At 54.6% G+C, this 16084-nt stretch carries 13 protein-coding genes; 4 read left to right on the forward strand and 9 right to left on the reverse strand.

The window, feature by feature from the left end; all coding sequences use genetic code 11:
- Position 1: 1 nt before the first annotated feature.
- From TH2_RS12655 to TH2_RS21535, 7 genes are all read right to left on the reverse strand, one after another.
- Entirely contained in the window at positions 2 to 1168 is a 1167-nt protein-coding gene (locus TH2_RS12655) for an ATP phosphoribosyltransferase regulatory subunit (protein ID WP_008890830.1), read from the reverse strand.
- A 156-nt stretch (positions 1169 to 1324) separates the two neighbouring features.
- A complete protein-coding gene (locus tag TH2_RS12660) occupies positions 1325 to 2506 on the reverse strand; it encodes a phosphoserine transaminase (RefSeq protein WP_008890831.1) in 1182 nt (393 codons plus the stop codon).
- Positions 2507 to 2679: 173 nt separating this feature from the next.
- Positions 2680 to 4551: an SLC13 family permease gene (locus tag TH2_RS12665; RefSeq protein WP_008890832.1), complete on the reverse strand. Its 1872-nt coding sequence runs from the start codon at positions 4549 to 4551 to the stop codon at positions 2680 to 2682.
- Between the two features lie 266 nt (positions 4552 to 4817).
- The gene (locus tag TH2_RS12670) at positions 4818 to 5642 is read right to left on the reverse strand and encodes a PhzF family phenazine biosynthesis protein (protein WP_008890833.1); all 825 of its coding nucleotides are present in this window, start codon (positions 5640 to 5642) and stop codon (positions 4818 to 4820) included.
- Positions 5643 to 5720: 78 nt separating this feature from the next.
- The gene (locus TH2_RS12675) at positions 5721 to 7151 is read right to left on the reverse strand and encodes a pyridoxal phosphate-dependent decarboxylase family protein (protein WP_008890834.1); all 1431 of its coding nucleotides are present in this window, start codon (positions 7149 to 7151) and stop codon (positions 5721 to 5723) included.
- The gene (locus TH2_RS12680; protein WP_008890835.1) at positions 7148 to 8110 is read right to left on the reverse strand and encodes a threonine dehydratase; all 963 of its coding nucleotides are present in this window, start codon (positions 8108 to 8110) and stop codon (positions 7148 to 7150) included. Before TH2_RS12680 ends, TH2_RS12675 begins: the two co-directional genes overlap by 4 nt.
- A gap of 130 nt (positions 8111 to 8240) precedes the next feature.
- Positions 8241 to 8504 (reverse strand): DUF1127 domain-containing protein, encoded by a 264-nt coding sequence (locus TH2_RS21535; protein ID WP_008890836.1) that lies wholly within the window; start codon positions 8502 to 8504, stop codon positions 8241 to 8243.
- Positions 8505 to 8583: 79 nt separating this feature from the next.
- On the opposite strand from TH2_RS21535, the gene TH2_RS12690 reads away from it, so the two are divergent.
- The 3 genes from TH2_RS12690 (at position 8584) to TH2_RS12700 (ending at position 13398) form a co-directional block, all read left to right on the forward strand.
- Positions 8584 to 10050: an aminotransferase-like domain-containing protein gene (locus TH2_RS12690; RefSeq protein WP_008890837.1), complete on the forward strand. Its 1467-nt coding sequence runs from the start codon at positions 8584 to 8586 to the stop codon at positions 10048 to 10050.
- Between the two features lie 181 nt (positions 10051 to 10231).
- Positions 10232 to 12616: an ATP-binding protein gene (locus TH2_RS12695; RefSeq protein ID WP_008890838.1), complete on the forward strand. Its 2385-nt coding sequence runs from the start codon at positions 10232 to 10234 to the stop codon at positions 12614 to 12616.
- A 2-nt stretch (positions 12617 to 12618) separates the two neighbouring features.
- The gene (locus TH2_RS12700; RefSeq protein WP_008890839.1) at positions 12619 to 13398 is read left to right on the forward strand and encodes an SPOR domain-containing protein; all 780 of its coding nucleotides are present in this window, start codon (positions 12619 to 12621) and stop codon (positions 13396 to 13398) included.
- 8 nt (positions 13399 to 13406) lie between these two features.
- Here TH2_RS12700 and TH2_RS12705 read toward each other — a convergent pair whose 3' ends face one another.
- The gene (locus TH2_RS12705) at positions 13407 to 13715 is read right to left on the reverse strand and encodes a DUF5818 domain-containing protein (RefSeq protein ID WP_008890840.1); all 309 of its coding nucleotides are present in this window, start codon (positions 13713 to 13715) and stop codon (positions 13407 to 13409) included.
- A gap of 146 nt (positions 13716 to 13861) precedes the next feature.
- Between TH2_RS12705 and TH2_RS12710 the strand changes: the two genes are divergently transcribed.
- Positions 13862 to 14566, forward strand: coding sequence for a GGDEF domain-containing protein (locus tag TH2_RS12710; RefSeq protein ID WP_008890841.1), 705 nt, complete (start codon positions 13862 to 13864; stop codon positions 14564 to 14566).
- A 38-nt stretch (positions 14567 to 14604) separates the two neighbouring features.
- Here the strand turns inward: TH2_RS12710 and TH2_RS12715 are convergent, their stop codons facing one another.
- A complete protein-coding gene (locus TH2_RS12715; RefSeq protein WP_120224869.1) occupies positions 14605 to 15951 on the reverse strand; it encodes a flavin monoamine oxidase family protein in 1347 nt (448 codons plus the stop codon).
- Positions 15952 to 16084 lie beyond the last annotated feature (133 nt).

Below are 16084 nucleotides of genomic sequence, written 5' to 3' on the forward strand. Positions count from 1 at the left end.
ATTAGGCGTTCAGCGGCACAACCTGACCGCCGATATAAATATGATTGCAGCCCATGCCTTGCGCTTCGATGCGTGCGGCGGCTTCGGTTTTGGCCTCGGCCGCACCTTCAAGCGCGGCAACGGTGTAATGGCCTTCTGCACGCAATTTGCGCGCTTCACGCTGTGGCGTACCAAGCGGCAGATAAACACGATCAACCGGCTCAGCATCAGGAAGACCGCGCAAAATACTGTCCATATAAAGCGACATACCCGTTGCGGCTTCGCCCGATGCACCACCGGCACGATAACGGCCACCACGGCCAATTTCACCGCGGACGTTGCGCGCAAACAATGTAAAGCTGACGCCGGTCTGATAGCGGAAGCCGGCCATCTCGACGGGATCAATGGTAAGTGCAGCATCAAGGCCGGACGCCAGAACGCGTTCAGCAACATCGATCAGACGATAAAGTTCCTCGGAAGCACCAAGCGGCAGTTCGAGCTTTTTGAGTTTCGGCAAAGCGGACTGCGCCGGGCCGGCGGCCTCAAGCAAGGCAACCAGAACACCGGTAACTTTGCCATCGGCGGCACGAAGGGCTGCGACATCACGACGTTCAAGCGCCTCGGTCAATACTTCACGGTCATCGCGCGACACACCAAAGGCATCAAAAAGACGAACCGGGAGTGTTGGCAAATTTAGGTCAACCGAAACATCCGGCAAACCGATGCTTTCCAAAGCTTCGAGTGCGAGCAGAACAATCTCGGTATCAGCAGCAGCACTCGACACACCGATCAACTCGGCACCGACCTGTGCGAACTGGCGTTCCGGGCGCAGATGCGATCCCTTGATCCGCAGGACATCGCCGGAATAGGAAAGACGAAGAGGGCGGGGCGCATCCACCAGACGGGTTGCTGCAATGCGTCCGACCTGGGGTGTCATATCCGAACGAACGCCCATCATGCGGCGGGACTCAGGGTCCATCAAACGGAACGTCTGGGTCGACAATTCCGGTGCAGCACCTTCAAGCAGGCTTTCTTCGAACTCGACCAGTGGCGTTTTCACGCGGTCATAGCCTGCATGTGCCAGACTGGCCATCAGCTTTTCACGGATTTCAGCTTCCCGTGCAGCGGTTCCTGGCAGGACATCCTGCAGGCCGGCGGGCAAAAGAGCTTTCCTGGCAAGTTCGGTCATTTTGTGTGCTTTCCCGGACGAGGCGCGCAGATTTAAATTGATAATATCCCGAGCAACGCTCAGGGCTCACTATCCGGTAGCGGTTACTACCGCGTTGTGCCGGACAGAGCAACGGGGAAAAACCCTTTAACGCAAATAATACGTACGAATTAGTTCCTAGCTGGCCGCAAATTCGGCTTTTACCACCGCATATGCCCAATCCAGCCAAGGCAGCAAAGCCTTGATATCGCTGGGCTCAACGGTTGCACCACCCCAAATACGCAGTCCCGGAGGTGCATCACGATACCCGTTGATATCAAGTGCGACATTTTCCGCTTCAAGAAGCTGCGAAATCTTTTTCGGCAGCAAAGCCTGCTGATCGGCAGAAAGACCAAGCGCCCATGGATCGACAATCTTGATACACATCGAGGTGTTTGAGCCGGTTGCCGGATCCTCGGCAAGGTCGGCCGCCCAGTCGCTGCTGGCAAGCCACGCATCAAGATGCGCCCGGCTTGCGCGGGTACGTTTCAAAAGCCCTTCAAGGCCACCAATCTCTTCGGCCCATTTCAAGGCATCAATGGCATCTTCGACAACCAACATCGATGGCGTGTTGATGGTTTCGCCGCGGAAAATGCCGTCAATCAGTTTGCCACCCTTGGTCATGCGGAAGATTTTCGGCATTGGCCATGATGGCGTATAGCTTTCAAGGCGTTCAACGGCACGCGGGCTCAGGATAATGATCCCGTGACCACCCTCGCCGCCCAGAACCTTCTGCCAGCTATAGGTCACGACATCGAGCTTGTCCCAAGGCAGTTCCATGGCAAAGATGGCCGAGGTCGCATCGCAAATGGTCAACCCCTTGCGGCCATCAGCAATCCAGTCGCCATTGGGCACGCGAACACCGGCCGTCGTGCCGTTCCAGGTAAAGACAACATCGCGAGCAAAATCAACCGATGCCAGATCCGGCAGTTTGCCATAATCGGCTTCAAGGGTGCGTACATCATCAAGCTTGAGCTGCTTGATCACATCGGTGACCCAGGTCGCCCCGAAGCTTTCCCACGCCAGCATATCAACACCACGTGCGCCCAGCATCGACCACAGCGCCATCTCAACGGCACCGGTATCGGATGCCGGAACCACACCCAACAGATAATCTTCTGGCAGGTTCAAAATTTCCCGCGAACGGTCAATCACCTCTTCAAGGCGCTGCTTGCCCAGCTTGGATCGATGTGAACGGCCAAGGATCTCCGTCTGCAATGCGTCTGCGGACCAACCCGGGCGTTTTTTGCACGGACCCGACGAAAAATTCGGGCTGGTCGGACGAGTGGTCGGCTTTGCAAGTACGGCAGTCTGGGCCATCTGTAAGTTCCTGAGAAAGAAGGATAACCAATGCAGGTTAGTCTAGAATATTCAAGCGACCCGATCCTATTGCCCCAAAGGCAAAAGTCAAACGCCTTCCACACAGACATGACAGCCATTTTTGCATGGCTGAAACGAACCGCCGCCAACATTCATTCTTTGGTTTATGCGCCTTAGAACGGGATGTCGTAATACCAAGGCGCAAACAGGCTGAACGCAATCCAAAGAATGATTATCAGCGGCGTCCCTGCCTTCAGGAAGTCAATAAACCGATAGTGTCCCGGCCCCATGACAAGAAGGTTGGTCTGATACCCGACCGGCGACGCAAACGAACAGTTGGCCGCCATCACCACCGCAATCGCAAAAACATGTGGCTCCACGCCAAGTTGCTGGGCCATGCCAATGCCGATGGGTGTAAACAGAACCGCACACGCGTTGTTGGACAGAACGTTGGTAAAGCCCGCCACGATCAGGAAGAACAGTGACAGAATAACCGGTGCGGGTGCGCCGCGGGTTGCCGCCAACAACTGATCGGCAACGAATTCCGCGCCACCGGTCAATTGCAACGCATTACCAAGGGCAAGTGCAGCGGCAACAAGCAAAACAATCTTGCGATCAATCGCACGCGATGCCTGACGCAAATTAAGTGCGCCGGATGCGATCATCAAACCGGCACCAATAAAGCTTGAAACCATGATCGGCACGACACCGGTCGCAGCAAGCGCGATCACGCCAAGGAAAATGGCCGCAGCCCGACGCGCGTGGAATGGACGGGGCAAGGTTCTGGTCGACCATTCCAGCAACACAACGTCGCGGATGGTGCGAAGGGCTTCAACATCCTCTGATCGTCCTTGCACCAGCAAAACGTCCCCGGCCTCAAGCCGGATTTCGGTCATCTGGCTTCGGATCATGCGCGAACGACGCTGGATCCCAAGTACAAGGCACTTGTACTGATAGCGGAAACCGATCTGCTCTAGGTTAAAGCCGATCAGGCGCGACCCCGGTGGCAACATGACTTCGGCCAATAACTGGGTGGATTTCTGCGGGGTTTCGTCGCCATCTGCACCAACGGCGGCCGCATCTGAATGCAGCAATCCCGGGTCCTTTTGCAGGGCCTCGGTCAGTGCCTTGCGGGTGGCGGCAACCACCAGAACGTCGCCCGCCTGAATTTCCATATCATCTTCAAACGGCGGCAGTTCAGCATGTTCGCGCCGCACTATCATCTGAACGGTGATATTGGGCAGGTTCTTGAAGAACCCGGCCACCGGCTTTGTGCCGATCATGTTTGCCGCTGGTCCAACCGTGATCTGGGCGATGAACTGCTTGCCGCTGCTATCGGGGTTGGCAAGCTTGCTACGCATTGATGCCAGCGCCGGAAGCAGGCGCGGCGCAATCAAAAGAACATAAACAAAGCCGGTAAGGGCAAGCACGCTGCCAATCGTTGTGAATTCAAAGAATTCAAGTCCCGGCATGCCGAGTTCGATCAGGGAACTTGATACCAGAAGGTTGGTCGATGAACCGATCAGGGTCGTCATACCGCCAAGGATCGCCGCATAGGAAAGCGGGATCATCAATGCCGATGGGGAACGTTCAATACGCTCGGCAAGTGCCTGAATAATCGGGATAAAGATAACAACAACCGGCGTATTGTTCAGGAAAGCCGACAATACCATAACCACGAACAACCCGACGAAAATCGCAATCGAGGCATTCTTGCCGCCATGTTCGGTAATCAGACCGGCGATGTAACTGACACCCCCGGTCAGGACCATCCCCTGCCCGACAACCAGCAAGGACAACACCGTCAGCAAGGCCGGGTTGGCAAAGCCCGACATGACCGTGGCAGGCCCCATCAGGTTTTCACCATCCGCATCAAGCAGCGGGAAAAAATCAAAGAAAAGCAAAAGCGTTGCGATAAGAGCAATACTGGTCAGTTCGAGCGAAATGCGCTCCAACCCATACAGAACAAGCGATCCGGCAACGAGTGCTAGGACCACCCACATCTGCATCGGCGTTGCAGAACTGGCAACAACACTTTCGAGCACGATAAACTTTCCCCTGTAAAGCCTGCATTCTTGCGGTTATCGCGCACCTTTGCACCGGCGAGATCTGTCCACAATCGTTTCATTTTGCCTTTTACTTAGACGAAAGCCCTATAGCGCGGTCAATAAAAAAACAAAGCAAATCAGTTCGAATGCGGATTAGTCGGTAGAATACCCCAGACAGAATGCAGGCCCCTTGAACAAGCAAGGGCGGGCAAATACTAGATTGCCCGCCCTTTTGAATTCATTGCCCGACACCGCCAGGCCAATCACGCCGGAACCGTGATTTCCCCTTTGAGATACTGCACGGCTTCGCCCTTGAGATGAACACGGTCACCGTCGATTTTGCAGGCAACCACACCACCGCGCGCGGACGCCTGATATCCGACAACATCGACCTGCCCCAGTTTTTCTGCCCAATAAGGCCCAACGACACAGTGCATATAGCCGGTTACCGGATCTTCATTGATGCCAAGTGCTGGCAGGAAATAACGTGAAATCATATCAAGTCCGGTTTTATCGCCGGGTGCCGTAACAATCACACCGCGCCCCGCCAATTTGCCCAACGCCGACATATCCGGGCGCATATTTCGCACAATGGCAGCGTCATCATAGACAATCACAATGTCGGTATCACGGCTTACCACGCCAAATGTCTCGGCGGGCTTAACTCCGCCAAGGGCTTCAAGCACCTCCTCAGAGACAGTTTCACCCTTGATCGGTTGTTTCGGGAAGTTCAGGACAATCGCATCACCTTCGCGCCGGGCGGTCAAAACGCCGCTTTGGCTTTGCAACTTGATCAAATCGCCCTCAAAGCCAAGCCGATTAAAAATCACAAATGCACTTGCAAGCGTCGCGTGGCCACACAGCGGCACCTCGACGGTCGGCGTGAACCAACGAATGTGAAAATCGGCCTCGTCTCCCGCATTTGACACGAAAAAGGCCGTTTCCGAGAGATTGTTTTCCATCGCGATTTTTTGCAGCACGTCATCAGGCAACCAGTGAGATAACGGCACAACCGCCGCCGGATTGCCGGCAAACAAAACATCGGTGAAGGCATCGATCTGATAGATCGGCAGGGTTTGGGTCGTCATCGTCTTATCCTGAACTCGGCATATGTTTGATGTACAAGTCGATACATCGTCTGCGTTATTGATGATTTGGGTTCGCCTTTACAAGGCCGTTTGAATGGCCTGCTTGACGACCACAAGATCTTCGTCGCGGGTCCGCCAGTTGCTGAATGCCGCGCGGAATCCGAAACGACCGCCGTAAACCGTTGGTGTCAGGAAAACCTTGCAGGTCTCATTGATACGCTGGAGCAAGACCCGATTCTCGTCATCGGTGCCACGCGATGCGAACATTGTCACATTGAGTTTGGGTTCACACAGCAGTTCGAGCTTCTCGTGGGTTCGAATCCACGCAGCCAGATTTGCCGCCTGACCACAGTTTGCCCGGATGATGGATGCAATTCCGTCGCGACCATAAGCCGTCATCGCCATCCAAAGCGGCAACGCGCGGAACCGCCTGGAATTTTCGACCCCGCGATTGATATAGCTATTCCCGTCCGCCTTGGTATCAAGATACGGCGCGAAGGCGCGACAGCATGTCTCCAGCACCGAAATATGCCGGGTCAGGAATATCCCGCAATCATACGGAACATTGAGCCACTTATGCCCGTCTGATGTGATGGAGTCCGCGCGCGCTATTCCCTTGGTAAGGTGGGCACGACGATCATCCAGGGCAGCGAAAAAGCCAAACGCGGCATCAACATGAAGCCATGCGCCAAAGTCCCTGCACAAATCGGCAATCGCATCAAGGTTATCGAAATCCGTCGCGTTCACCGTCCCGGCCGACGCAATTACAATCTTGGCGCGTGCATCACTGGCCGCAAGCTTAGCCTTGAGGTCTGCAACATCGGTTTCTTCCGATCCCGGTTTGGTTGCGACCTTGGTAAAGCTGTTGCGACCAATGCCGGCAATCGACAAATCCTTGATCATGCTGGCGTGCGGACTCGCGGCAAAAATCTCGAGATCTGGCAATACGCTTGCACCATCGGCATCGACATTCACACCAATCTGTTCACCACACCACTGGCGGGCCGCAACCAGACCCAAAAGGTTTGATACCGTTGCACCGGTTGTCAACACACCATCAAACGTATCTGACGGCACACCACCCAGTTCACACAACCAGTTGATGACCTGTTCTTCAACCGCGGCATTGACCGATCCTTCCGGTCCGGTGGCGTTCTGATCAATTGCACTGACAAGCCAATCGCCAACAAGGGCCGCTGGCGTCGTACCGCCGGTAACAAATCCAAGATAACGAGGACCAATTGATGCGGCGAGCAGCGGCAGAATTTCTTCCTTCGCTGCCCGCAACGCATCAAGCGCACCGCGTCCCTGCCCCGGCATGGGGCGCGAGGGGTCAAAGGCAGAGAAATCGCGGCAGGTTACATCCATGTTATCCGCACCCTGAATAAAGCTGTGCGCGACATCACCTGTTTCCACAAGAATGCGGCCAAGTTTTTCAAGGTCATCAAACATGAGATGACGTTCATCAACAGTGGGGCTGTCATCTGAACGATTTGAAATGCTGTTCATTTGTTCTCTCCTGAAAGGATGCGCGCAAAGTCGGCGCGATCGATGTTCGCGCCGGTCAACACAACGGCGACCTTCTTGCCAATATTGCTTTCGCGCTGTGCAATCGCAGCCGCCAGCGGCACGGCACCTGCACCCTCGGCAATGGTGTGACACGAACTGAAATAAAGGCGCATGGCATCCGCGATCTGTTCATCATCGACAGCAACAATGTCCGCAGCACCGCTTTTAATGATCGCAAACGCGCCCGGATCCGGGCTACGACAGGCAACCCCGTCGGCAAACGTATTGGCAGTTGGTGTCTGGATGATTTCACCGGCCATGAATGATTGACGTATGGCATCCGCACCCGTTGCGACCACACCAATAATTTCGGTCTTAAGGCCCAGCGCATCACGCACTGTGATCAACGAACAAATCCCGGATCCCATGCCCACCGGTACATAGACACGATCCAGACCGGAAATAGCGTCAAAAAGCTCCAACCCATAGGACGCGACACCACGCACAAGTTCCCGATGGAACGGCGGGACCATTACCAGGTCTTCCTTGGTGGCAAGTGCCTTGGCGTATTCGGCTGCCTCCTGGAAGTCGTGACCATGTTCAATCACCTCTGCACCCCAGGCTCGCATGGCGGCGTTCTTTTCAACGGAATTGCCATGCGGGACAATAATGGTCGCAGGCATGCCAAAACGGCTGGCCGCATGGGCAAGACTTTGACCATGGTTGCCCCGTGTCGCCGAGATAATCCCGCGGTTCACATCAACCGACTTTCCGAGATAACGACAAAAAGTCAGCCCGCCCCGGATTTTGAACGCACCAAGTCGGGTGTGGTTTTCGTGTTTGACATACAGGGACAATCCGGTCGCGCGATCAAGCAGCGGCCACTGAATTGTCGGCGTCGGCGCGACATATTGATGCACAAAATCCGCGGCCTCGCGCAACTCACCTGTATTAAACATTGCATTGTATCCCTGATAGATCAAAATCGTGACAATTTGCGTTTACAGCAGTTTCCCGCCGAACGGAGGCACAATGGGAGCAAAGTGCCTCCGTCAAACGCGGCGGTGGCGAGCCGCGCCGGGGGAAACCTTACAGGAACGGCTTTGACAGTTCCTGTTCGATATCTGATCGGGTCAGCCCGACATCCTTAAGCATATGATCATCAAGCCTTTGCAAAGCGTGACGATCGCGCGAATGCGCCTGCAGACGGGCAAGATATTCAGCCGCAGAGATCATCACACCAATGATCGCGGCACGCCAGGTCACAGGCTGCTTGGCCTGTTTAGAGGTGCTTACTGTGCGCTCAGTGACATTGATGCCAGGAAGCTGGATTGTATCGTTACAATTTACCATCTCCATCTCCTTTCGGTGAATTGTCTCGATATTGTTTTGTCATTGACATTATTATTGTGTCAATTTAAACATTGTCACCATGACAATATGGTTCCCGAAACTTGATGAGGCTGGTGGTCCTGTTTATCGACAGATCGCGCAAGCCATCCGCAAAGCAGTCAAAGACGGCTCTCTGAAACCCGGAGACCGACTGCCCACCCATCGCGACCTTGCCTATCAACTTGGCGTCACGGTCGGCACAATTACCCGCTCCTACCGCGAGGCAGAAAGATTGGGGTTGGTGGCCGGTGAAGTTGGCCGTGGAACCTATGTGCTCGACAATATTCAGTCGGAACTTGATATGGCGGCCACCGCCCCGATTCCGATGGCATTTACCAATAACCTCACCCAGCTGGCACGATCGACCGGTGCTGCGCCATCGACGAATTCCCAGTCAAACGAGACCGAAGATACCGGACCGATCAATTTCAGGATGAACTGCCCTCTCCCGCCAAGGGAAGGCCGCATTCGCGAGACCCTGGTTGAGGTTGCGACCACCATGTCGACAGACGATATGGTGTCGTACAAATCGGAATATGGTGTTGCTCATCAGCGCGAAGCATTGGCTTTTTCCGCCGGAAGACTGGGGCTGGATGACAATCCGGAACGCGTTTTACCAACGGCTGGCGTGCAACATGGCATGACGGTCTCGCTGTTGGCGACAGTGCGCCCCGGCGATCTTGTCCTGTGCGAGGAACTCACCTATCCCAACCTGCGCAGCCTTGCCAATTTGTTGCAGTTCCGTCTGCGTGGTGTGGCCATGGACGACGACGGCATCGTGCCTGACGCGCTCGAAAACATGTGTCGCACACAAAGCCCGCGTGCGATTTATCTGATGCCGACGCTGCACAACCCGCTTTGCAGCACCATGAGCCAGAAGCGCCGCATCGAAATTGCCGAAATCCTGCGTAAATATGATCTGACATTGATCGAAGACGGCATCTACCACTTCCTTGATCCCGATGCCCCACCCCCGCTGTCTTGCTTTGCACCGGAACGCAGCATTTATCTTGATGGCGTATCAAAAAGCATCGGTGGTGGTTTGCGTGTCGGTTATATCCATGCACCGGGCGAAATGATCGGCAAACTTGCCAGTGCAATCCGGTCCACCTGCTGGATGGTTTCAACCATCAACCTTGAACTTGTCACACGCATGATCATGGATGGCAGCCTTGCTCAGTTCGAGGCATGGCACCGCGAAGAAGCGGCCAAACGTCTTGCGATCGTGCTCGGCACGCTCAAGGGTTACGATATCCGTTTCCACCCGACCAACTATCATATCTGGCTGGAACTTCCCGAACATATCGACACTAGTGAATTGGTTATGGATGCGGCCAACAACGGTGTTCTTCTGACCGCGGCACAGCAATTCGCCGTTGGCCACGTGCCAAGGGGTATGCGCCTGTGCTTCGGCGCAGAACGATCCCCCGAAAGATTGCGCCGCGGCGTGCAAATCGTCGACCGACTGCTTCAGAGCAGTGATTTTGGCAATTCCGTCGTCATGTAACGCACGTTTTTCTTGTACATGATGACCGTGCAATTTTGAGGCGAAGTCACGGTTCTTACTGGCATTTCAATTATTTCCGCACGCAACGCTTGACCACGTGATTGCGTTGCTTCCAAGATATGCTGCGGGGGCAAGAAGCCCCTGCTTGATACCTTGATCTTGGGCAGCAGAAAGTCAGCAGATGCCAGTTTCCCGCCTTGACGCAGATGATTGCGGTTTCCCGCATTTCCGTATTCGCAGCCCACACAAAGACCAGCAGCCGAAAATATTCGATTTTTCATCGCATTACCGCGCGGCAGAGGCTCTTAAATTCGGACTTTCGATGTCCGAACCCGGTTTCAACATTTTTGTTCTTGGCCTTGATCGCGCTGGCCGCATGACGGCAACACTCGATTACCTCAACAAGGCCATGGAAGAACGCGAAGCCCCCGATGATTGGGTCTATCTGAACAATTTTTCGCGCACCAATCGGCCGCGCCCCTATGCCCTTCCGGCTGGTCAGGGCCAAAAGCTTTTGGCGGCGATGGAAACGTTGATCACGCATCTGCGCGAAGCTTTTGCCTCGGCCTTCAACGCCCCGGCCCACCTGACCGAAACCCAGACACAGACCGAAGAAGCCCGTGCACAACTCCGCGAAAAGTTCGATGCGTTGCGTGAATATGCCCGTGAACGCGGTCTGGATGTTCAGGAAAACGAAAAAGGCGTGATGATTGTCGCGCTGAACGAGGACGGCGAACCGGTTTCACTCGATGAGATCCCCAAGGATCGCCGCAACGAGGCCGAAGACGCGTTTGAGGAAGTCGCCGAAGAAGCCCGCAAAACGCTGCTTTCCACCCGCGACCTCGAAGAACAGATCGCCGATACGCTTGATAGTTTGCGGCGCGGGGCAGCAAAGGTTGTTCTGAAACCGCGCATCAAGAAATTGCGCGACAAATTTACAAGCCCCGGCCTCAAGGCATGGTTCGACGCGCTTGAAAAAGACATTCTCGACAATATCGACGCGTTCGAGGAAGCCAGTGACCAACCCGCCATCGAAAGCGGTGATGGCAAGATCCCCGAAACGGTCGATGACCGATATGCCGTCAACCTGCTGATTGATCATTCACGTGATAACCACCCCGATGTCGTCCTTGAACCGAGTCCAAGCTACGACAACCTGTTTGGGCAAATTCAGTACCGCCCGATGGGGGGCGGCATGCATCCGCATTTCAGCCTGATCAAGCCGGGCGCCCTTCATCGCGCCAATGGCGGCGTACTTGTGTTGCGTGCGGAAAGCCTTCTGGAACACGAAGAATGTTGGGGCTTCTTGAAAGCAGCCCTTCGTGACCGTGAAATTCGTATCGAGGAAACCCACAAGGGCGGCCCACCGACCGCAGGTGCACCGGAACCGCGCCCGATCCCGCTTGACCTCAAGGTCGTTATCGTCGGCGCGCCGAAGTTCTATTACACCTTCTTCTCGCTGGATGTGGATTTCCGAAATCACTTCCGGGTCAAGGCAGATATTGATGCCGACATGCCAGCAGCAGGTCGCAACATTTCGATCTATACCGGGCTTCTGCGGGCATCAGCCCTGTCACGCTCCGGCATCCCGGTTGATAATGGTGCGATCCGTCAATTGCTTGGTCAGGCGGCCCGTTGGGCAGGCGAACGTGACAAGCTGACAGCCCAGATTGAACGGGTCGAAGATGTCGCGATCGAGGCCGGCGCACTTAGCAAGGCCGAAGGTCGCGAAACCATTCGTGCCGCAGATGTCCGACGCGCGATCGAGGAGCGGCGCCATCGCAATTCACGCCTTGAAGACCGATCCCATGAACGGGTCCAAAGGCGCGAAATCCTGATCGACAGTTTTGGCAGCGTGGTTGGTCAGGTCAACGCACTGACGGTTCTCGATTATGGTGATCATGCCTTTGGCCTTCCAGCGCGCGTGTCGGCACGGTCCTATGTCGGTAGCCTCGGCGTTCTAAACATCGAACGCATGGTCGATATGTCCGGCCCATTGCAGCAAAAGTCTGTGATGATCATCGAAGGCTTCCTGAAATCGCGCTTTGCGCAGGACTTTCCGCTCTCATTCGCCTGTAACGTTACCTTCGAACAGAACTATGGCGGGATCGAAGGCGATTCTGCATCGATGGCGGAACTTTGTGCCATCATTTCCGCTGTTTCCAACATCCCGATGCGCCAGAATGTTGGCATTACGGGGTCGATGAACCAGTTTGGCCAGGCACAACCGGTTGGCGGTATTTCCCACAAGATCGAAGGTTTCTATCGCATTTGCGCTGATCAGGGCTTTACCGGTGATCAGGGCGTGATCATTCCTTCGGCCAATGCGGAAAACGTTGTCCTGCGCGAAGAAGTCGTTCAGGCCATTCGCCAGGGCAAATTCAACATCTGGACGGTGGAACACATCAATGATGCGATTGAGCTTCTGACCGGAATGGCAACAGGTGACCGGACAGATGGTCAATATGCGCCAGACACAGTCTATGGCAAAGCCATGGAACGCCTGCGCAACAATGATCTGATTTTGCGCGAACGCCATGCATATGGCCCGCGCACGGAGATGTAGGAATGGCGAAACCACCCCACGCATATCCAACCCCTGCGACACAGTTGTCGCAGGCGATTGGCTTTGCCGGAATGTGGGGTGGCTTTTCTTTTTCGGTCATCTTTGCTGCGGCACTGATGACCGCCATGATTTTCAATCTGGGTGTAGTGGCGCAAACGCTTGCGCCTGAAACGGGACCAACCGGGATCGATATCATCCCGACGGATTTGCCTGCCCGCGCATCAAGTGTGCGATCAGGCAATCAGCCGCTAAGCCTCCTGCCCGGAACAATTCCAACTGAAACCCGGCTTGAGGAAGAAATCGAAATCCCCTCCTTGGCAGATCAGTATCAACGGACGATCAATGGAAAAGCATCAGTCCGTTCGGTCCAACCTGTCCGTCAAAGGGTGCCAAAGCCCAGGGAAACTCCGATCAGTCCGGCGATTTCAACAAGTTCGCCTGCGCACCAGACCACACAGCCCGCTGTGACCGTGCAACGCACGACGGCATCTGATCTTGTTGAAACAGCAACGCCTGTGTCGGCAGTCAGCGGTGGTGGTTTCCGGATCCAGCTAGGCGCCTTTCGCGACACATTTACTGCTGAAACCTATTGGGCAAGCTTTAGCATCCGCTATCCGGAATTGGCTAAATCGCACGACAAAAAAATCATATCCGCCGATCTCGGCAGTCAGGGCATTTATCACCGGCTGCAGCTTGCCGGGTTTGAAGACTCGGAGTCTGCGCAAAAACAATGCCGCCAGCTCAAGGCTGACGGCACGGATTGTTTTGCAACTGCGCGCTAGACAAGGGCTCAGTCAGCAGGTGCAAGCAGGACAATCTTGTCAACGATCAGGGTTGTTGCCTCGGTACAGGTTGTCATCAGTGCCAGATGGCCGGTGATGCGTACTTTGTCGCCCGGGCGCAGCCTGCTTGCCTTGTTGGCGAGTGCATAAAGCGTCCCGTCTTCGGCACGGAACGTAACGCATTCCTGCCCCTGATCGGTGATTTCACCACCAACCGTAAAGTTTTCTTTTTGCAGGAACGAACACCCTGCCAACGCCAGAGCCACACCCGCAACAGCGATTTTTCGCGCCAATCCGGCCCCAAAAAGGTACTTCATCCGTCGTGCTCCTTTGCGTGATCGACAGTGCTTCGTCACAAATACGCTTCATGTGCGTTAATGTTCTTGTAACGCCATGAAAGATAGAATGGTTCCACCCCTTTTAAGGGTTTCGGTATCCAATGTCATTGAGAACAAGACGCCCAATGGAAAAGTCGCAGATAGATTTGTTGATAGAGCTTGCTGCTGATTTTCAGCATCAGACGGCAATCAACAATCGCGCGACCGAAGAAACAGACGAAAGCGAACAACGTAGTGCGCTTTCGACATTGGTTGATCTTGCCCGTGACATGCAAACCCGACTTGATCAGCAGCAAAACCGGATCAGACAGCTTGAACTCATGGTCGAAACCGATGAGTTGACCGGGCTTTATAACCGTCGCGGCTTCATGAAGCGCACCCGCGAGGCAATCTCACGCGCGTCACGAACCGACGAACGCGGTATTCTGGTCATTGCCGATCTCGATGGTTTCAAACAAATCAATGACATGCACGGGCATGCTGCGGGGGACGCCGTCCTTCGGCACTTTGGCCAGAACCTGCGCACGCACACCCGGTCTGATGATTTTGTTGCCCGCTTTGGCGGCGACGAATTTGCCATCCTGATGACCGGCAGCGATCCTGCCGCAGCGGCAAAACGGATTGTGCAGCTTCAGAATGCGACCGAGCGATTCCCGCTGATATGGCAGGGCAAGGCACTGTCGATCAGGGCAAGCTTCGGGCACGCATCCTTTGGCGCAAAGTGCGATATTGCCGATTTGATTCGCGAAGCAGATGAAGCCATGTATGATCAGAAGCACAGCCGCCGCGAGGCAACCGAGCCCCGCAAAGCCGATCATAACGCAGCCTGATATCCGATGAGACAGGATAGGCTGTCGACTTTCCTCCCCTAACCTTCCTCGTCGATTATATACTCTGCTGCGCGCAGCCCGGTCATGAATGCCCCATGGGTTGTACCGGCATAGTCAAAGATCGTGTGTTCACCAGCCAAGATCAATCGATCTGAAATCGGCTCTCCGAGATCGTCAAAATCAGATTTTCGGTTCCCCGGACGCGGATACGCATATGCGCCAAGTGTGAATGGATCGGTGGCCCAGTGGGTTGCCAGAACATCAATCGGTTCTGTCACGTCATCTTCCCAGACAGTGCGCAGCACATCGAGTGCATCTTCAACCATTTCCGCATCCGTCATACGATCAGCCGTCAATGCATAATCCCCGACACTCAACCCTAGCAAGATGTTCTCATCTGAAAATGTTCGGTAGCTCAGCCAATAGTTCCACCGCCCTTTCGGCTCGGTTGTGATGCCAAAGTACTGGGTTTCGATATCCCAGAACGGTTCCTCGAACTTCAGTGCGAGTTTGGTCACACTGCCAAAGCCGAGATTTTCGATGGAATCGCGATAGCTGCCGGGAAGTTCGGGCGTAAACTTGATATTGTTGGCTTTCAGAACACCGAGTGGCACCGAACAAATGCAATAGTCGGCTTCGAAAGTTCCCTGATCGGTGGTGATCACCACTCCCTCATCGGCACTGTAATCAATTGCCGAGACCACATGAGAAAGCTTGATATCAAGCCCCTCTTTCAGAGGCTTTAAAATCTCGTCATAGCCGGATGTGACGACGACATCCGCACCGTCAAATGCCTCATCCCAGTTAAATAGGGGCGCTGACAATTTTTCGATCGCCCCACCCTTTGAAAATTCGGTAAAGGCAGAAAACGCCCACATGATACCCGGATCATCAAGATACGCCGGACGATAGTCCTTGATCGCTTGCAAAAGACTGCGAGGGTCATTTACCTCATAGGTACCGTCGATGTGTTCAAGAACCCCTTCCCAGGCATCAACAATTCTCTCGACCTCATCCTCATCATATTCATAGCCGTTGATGTCAAAGAACACTGCGTTCTCATCGTCGGTGACGACATATTGGGCATTAACCGCATCAGCGAGTTGCTTGGTCGGGTTGTCCGACGACGGACCGTGGATCCATCCAGCACCGACTTCAAACGGTGCGCCCATAGACCAGTCTGTCAGAAGACGACCACCGGTATGGTCCTTTGCCTCAAGCACGGTCACTGTGGCCCCGTGTTTACGCAACAAATTCGCCGCACCGAGCCCGGCAATACCTGCACCGACCACAACCACAGAAACATTTTCCAACGCATGCGCGCTTTTGACGGCAAATTTTGATGCAAACGCGACAGCCCCGCTTGCCATCAGGACAGACTTCATAAACCGGCGGCGGTTGATGTTTCGGCTTAACACAGCGACCTCACTAAGCTGATGATGCAGTTTCCCGGACAGAAGGTGGAAGGCGCAGAGAACTGTCCAATTCAGAGTTGATAGAACAATCGAAAAAACATCA

This window comes from Thalassospira profundimaris WP0211 (assembly GCF_000300275.1).
Classification (GTDB): Bacteria; Pseudomonadota; Alphaproteobacteria; order Rhodospirillales; family Thalassospiraceae; genus Thalassospira; species Thalassospira profundimaris.

Bases quoted from the DNA above. Each gene is read 5' to 3' on its own strand.
- TH2_RS12655 (WP_008890830.1), bottom strand. From the start codon at position 1,168: ATGACCGAACTTGCCAGGAAAGCTCTTTTGCCCGCCGGCCTGCAGGAT.
- TH2_RS12660 (WP_008890831.1), bottom strand. From the start codon at position 2,506: ATGGCCCAGACTGCCGTACTTGCAAAGCCGACCACTCGTCCGACCAGC.
- TH2_RS12670 (WP_008890833.1), bottom strand. From the start codon at position 5,642: ATGACGACCCAAACCCTGCCGATCTATCAGATCGATGCCTTCACCGAT.
- TH2_RS12675 (WP_008890834.1), bottom strand. From the start codon at position 7,151: ATGAACAGCATTTCAAATCGTTCAGATGACAGCCCCACTGTTGATGAA.
- TH2_RS12680 (WP_008890835.1), bottom strand. From the start codon at position 8,110: ATGTTTAATACAGGTGAGTTGCGCGAGGCCGCGGATTTTGTGCATCAA.
- TH2_RS21535 (WP_008890836.1), bottom strand. From the start codon at position 8,504: ATGGTAAATTGTAACGATACAATCCAGCTTCCTGGCATCAATGTCACT.
- TH2_RS12690 (WP_008890837.1), top strand. From the start codon at position 8,584: ATGACAATATGGTTCCCGAAACTTGATGAGGCTGGTGGTCCTGTTTAT.
- TH2_RS12695 (WP_008890838.1), top strand. From the start codon at position 10,232: ATGCCAGTTTCCCGCCTTGACGCAGATGATTGCGGTTTCCCGCATTTC.
- TH2_RS12700 (WP_008890839.1), top strand. From the start codon at position 12,619: ATGGCGAAACCACCCCACGCATATCCAACCCCTGCGACACAGTTGTCG.
- TH2_RS12705 (WP_008890840.1), bottom strand. From the start codon at position 13,715: ATGAAGTACCTTTTTGGGGCCGGATTGGCGCGAAAAATCGCTGTTGCG.
- TH2_RS12710 (WP_008890841.1), top strand. From the start codon at position 13,862: ATGGAAAAGTCGCAGATAGATTTGTTGATAGAGCTTGCTGCTGATTTT.
- TH2_RS12715 (WP_120224869.1), bottom strand. From the start codon at position 15,951: ATGAAGTCTGTCCTGATGGCAAGCGGGGCTGTCGCGTTTGCATCAAAA.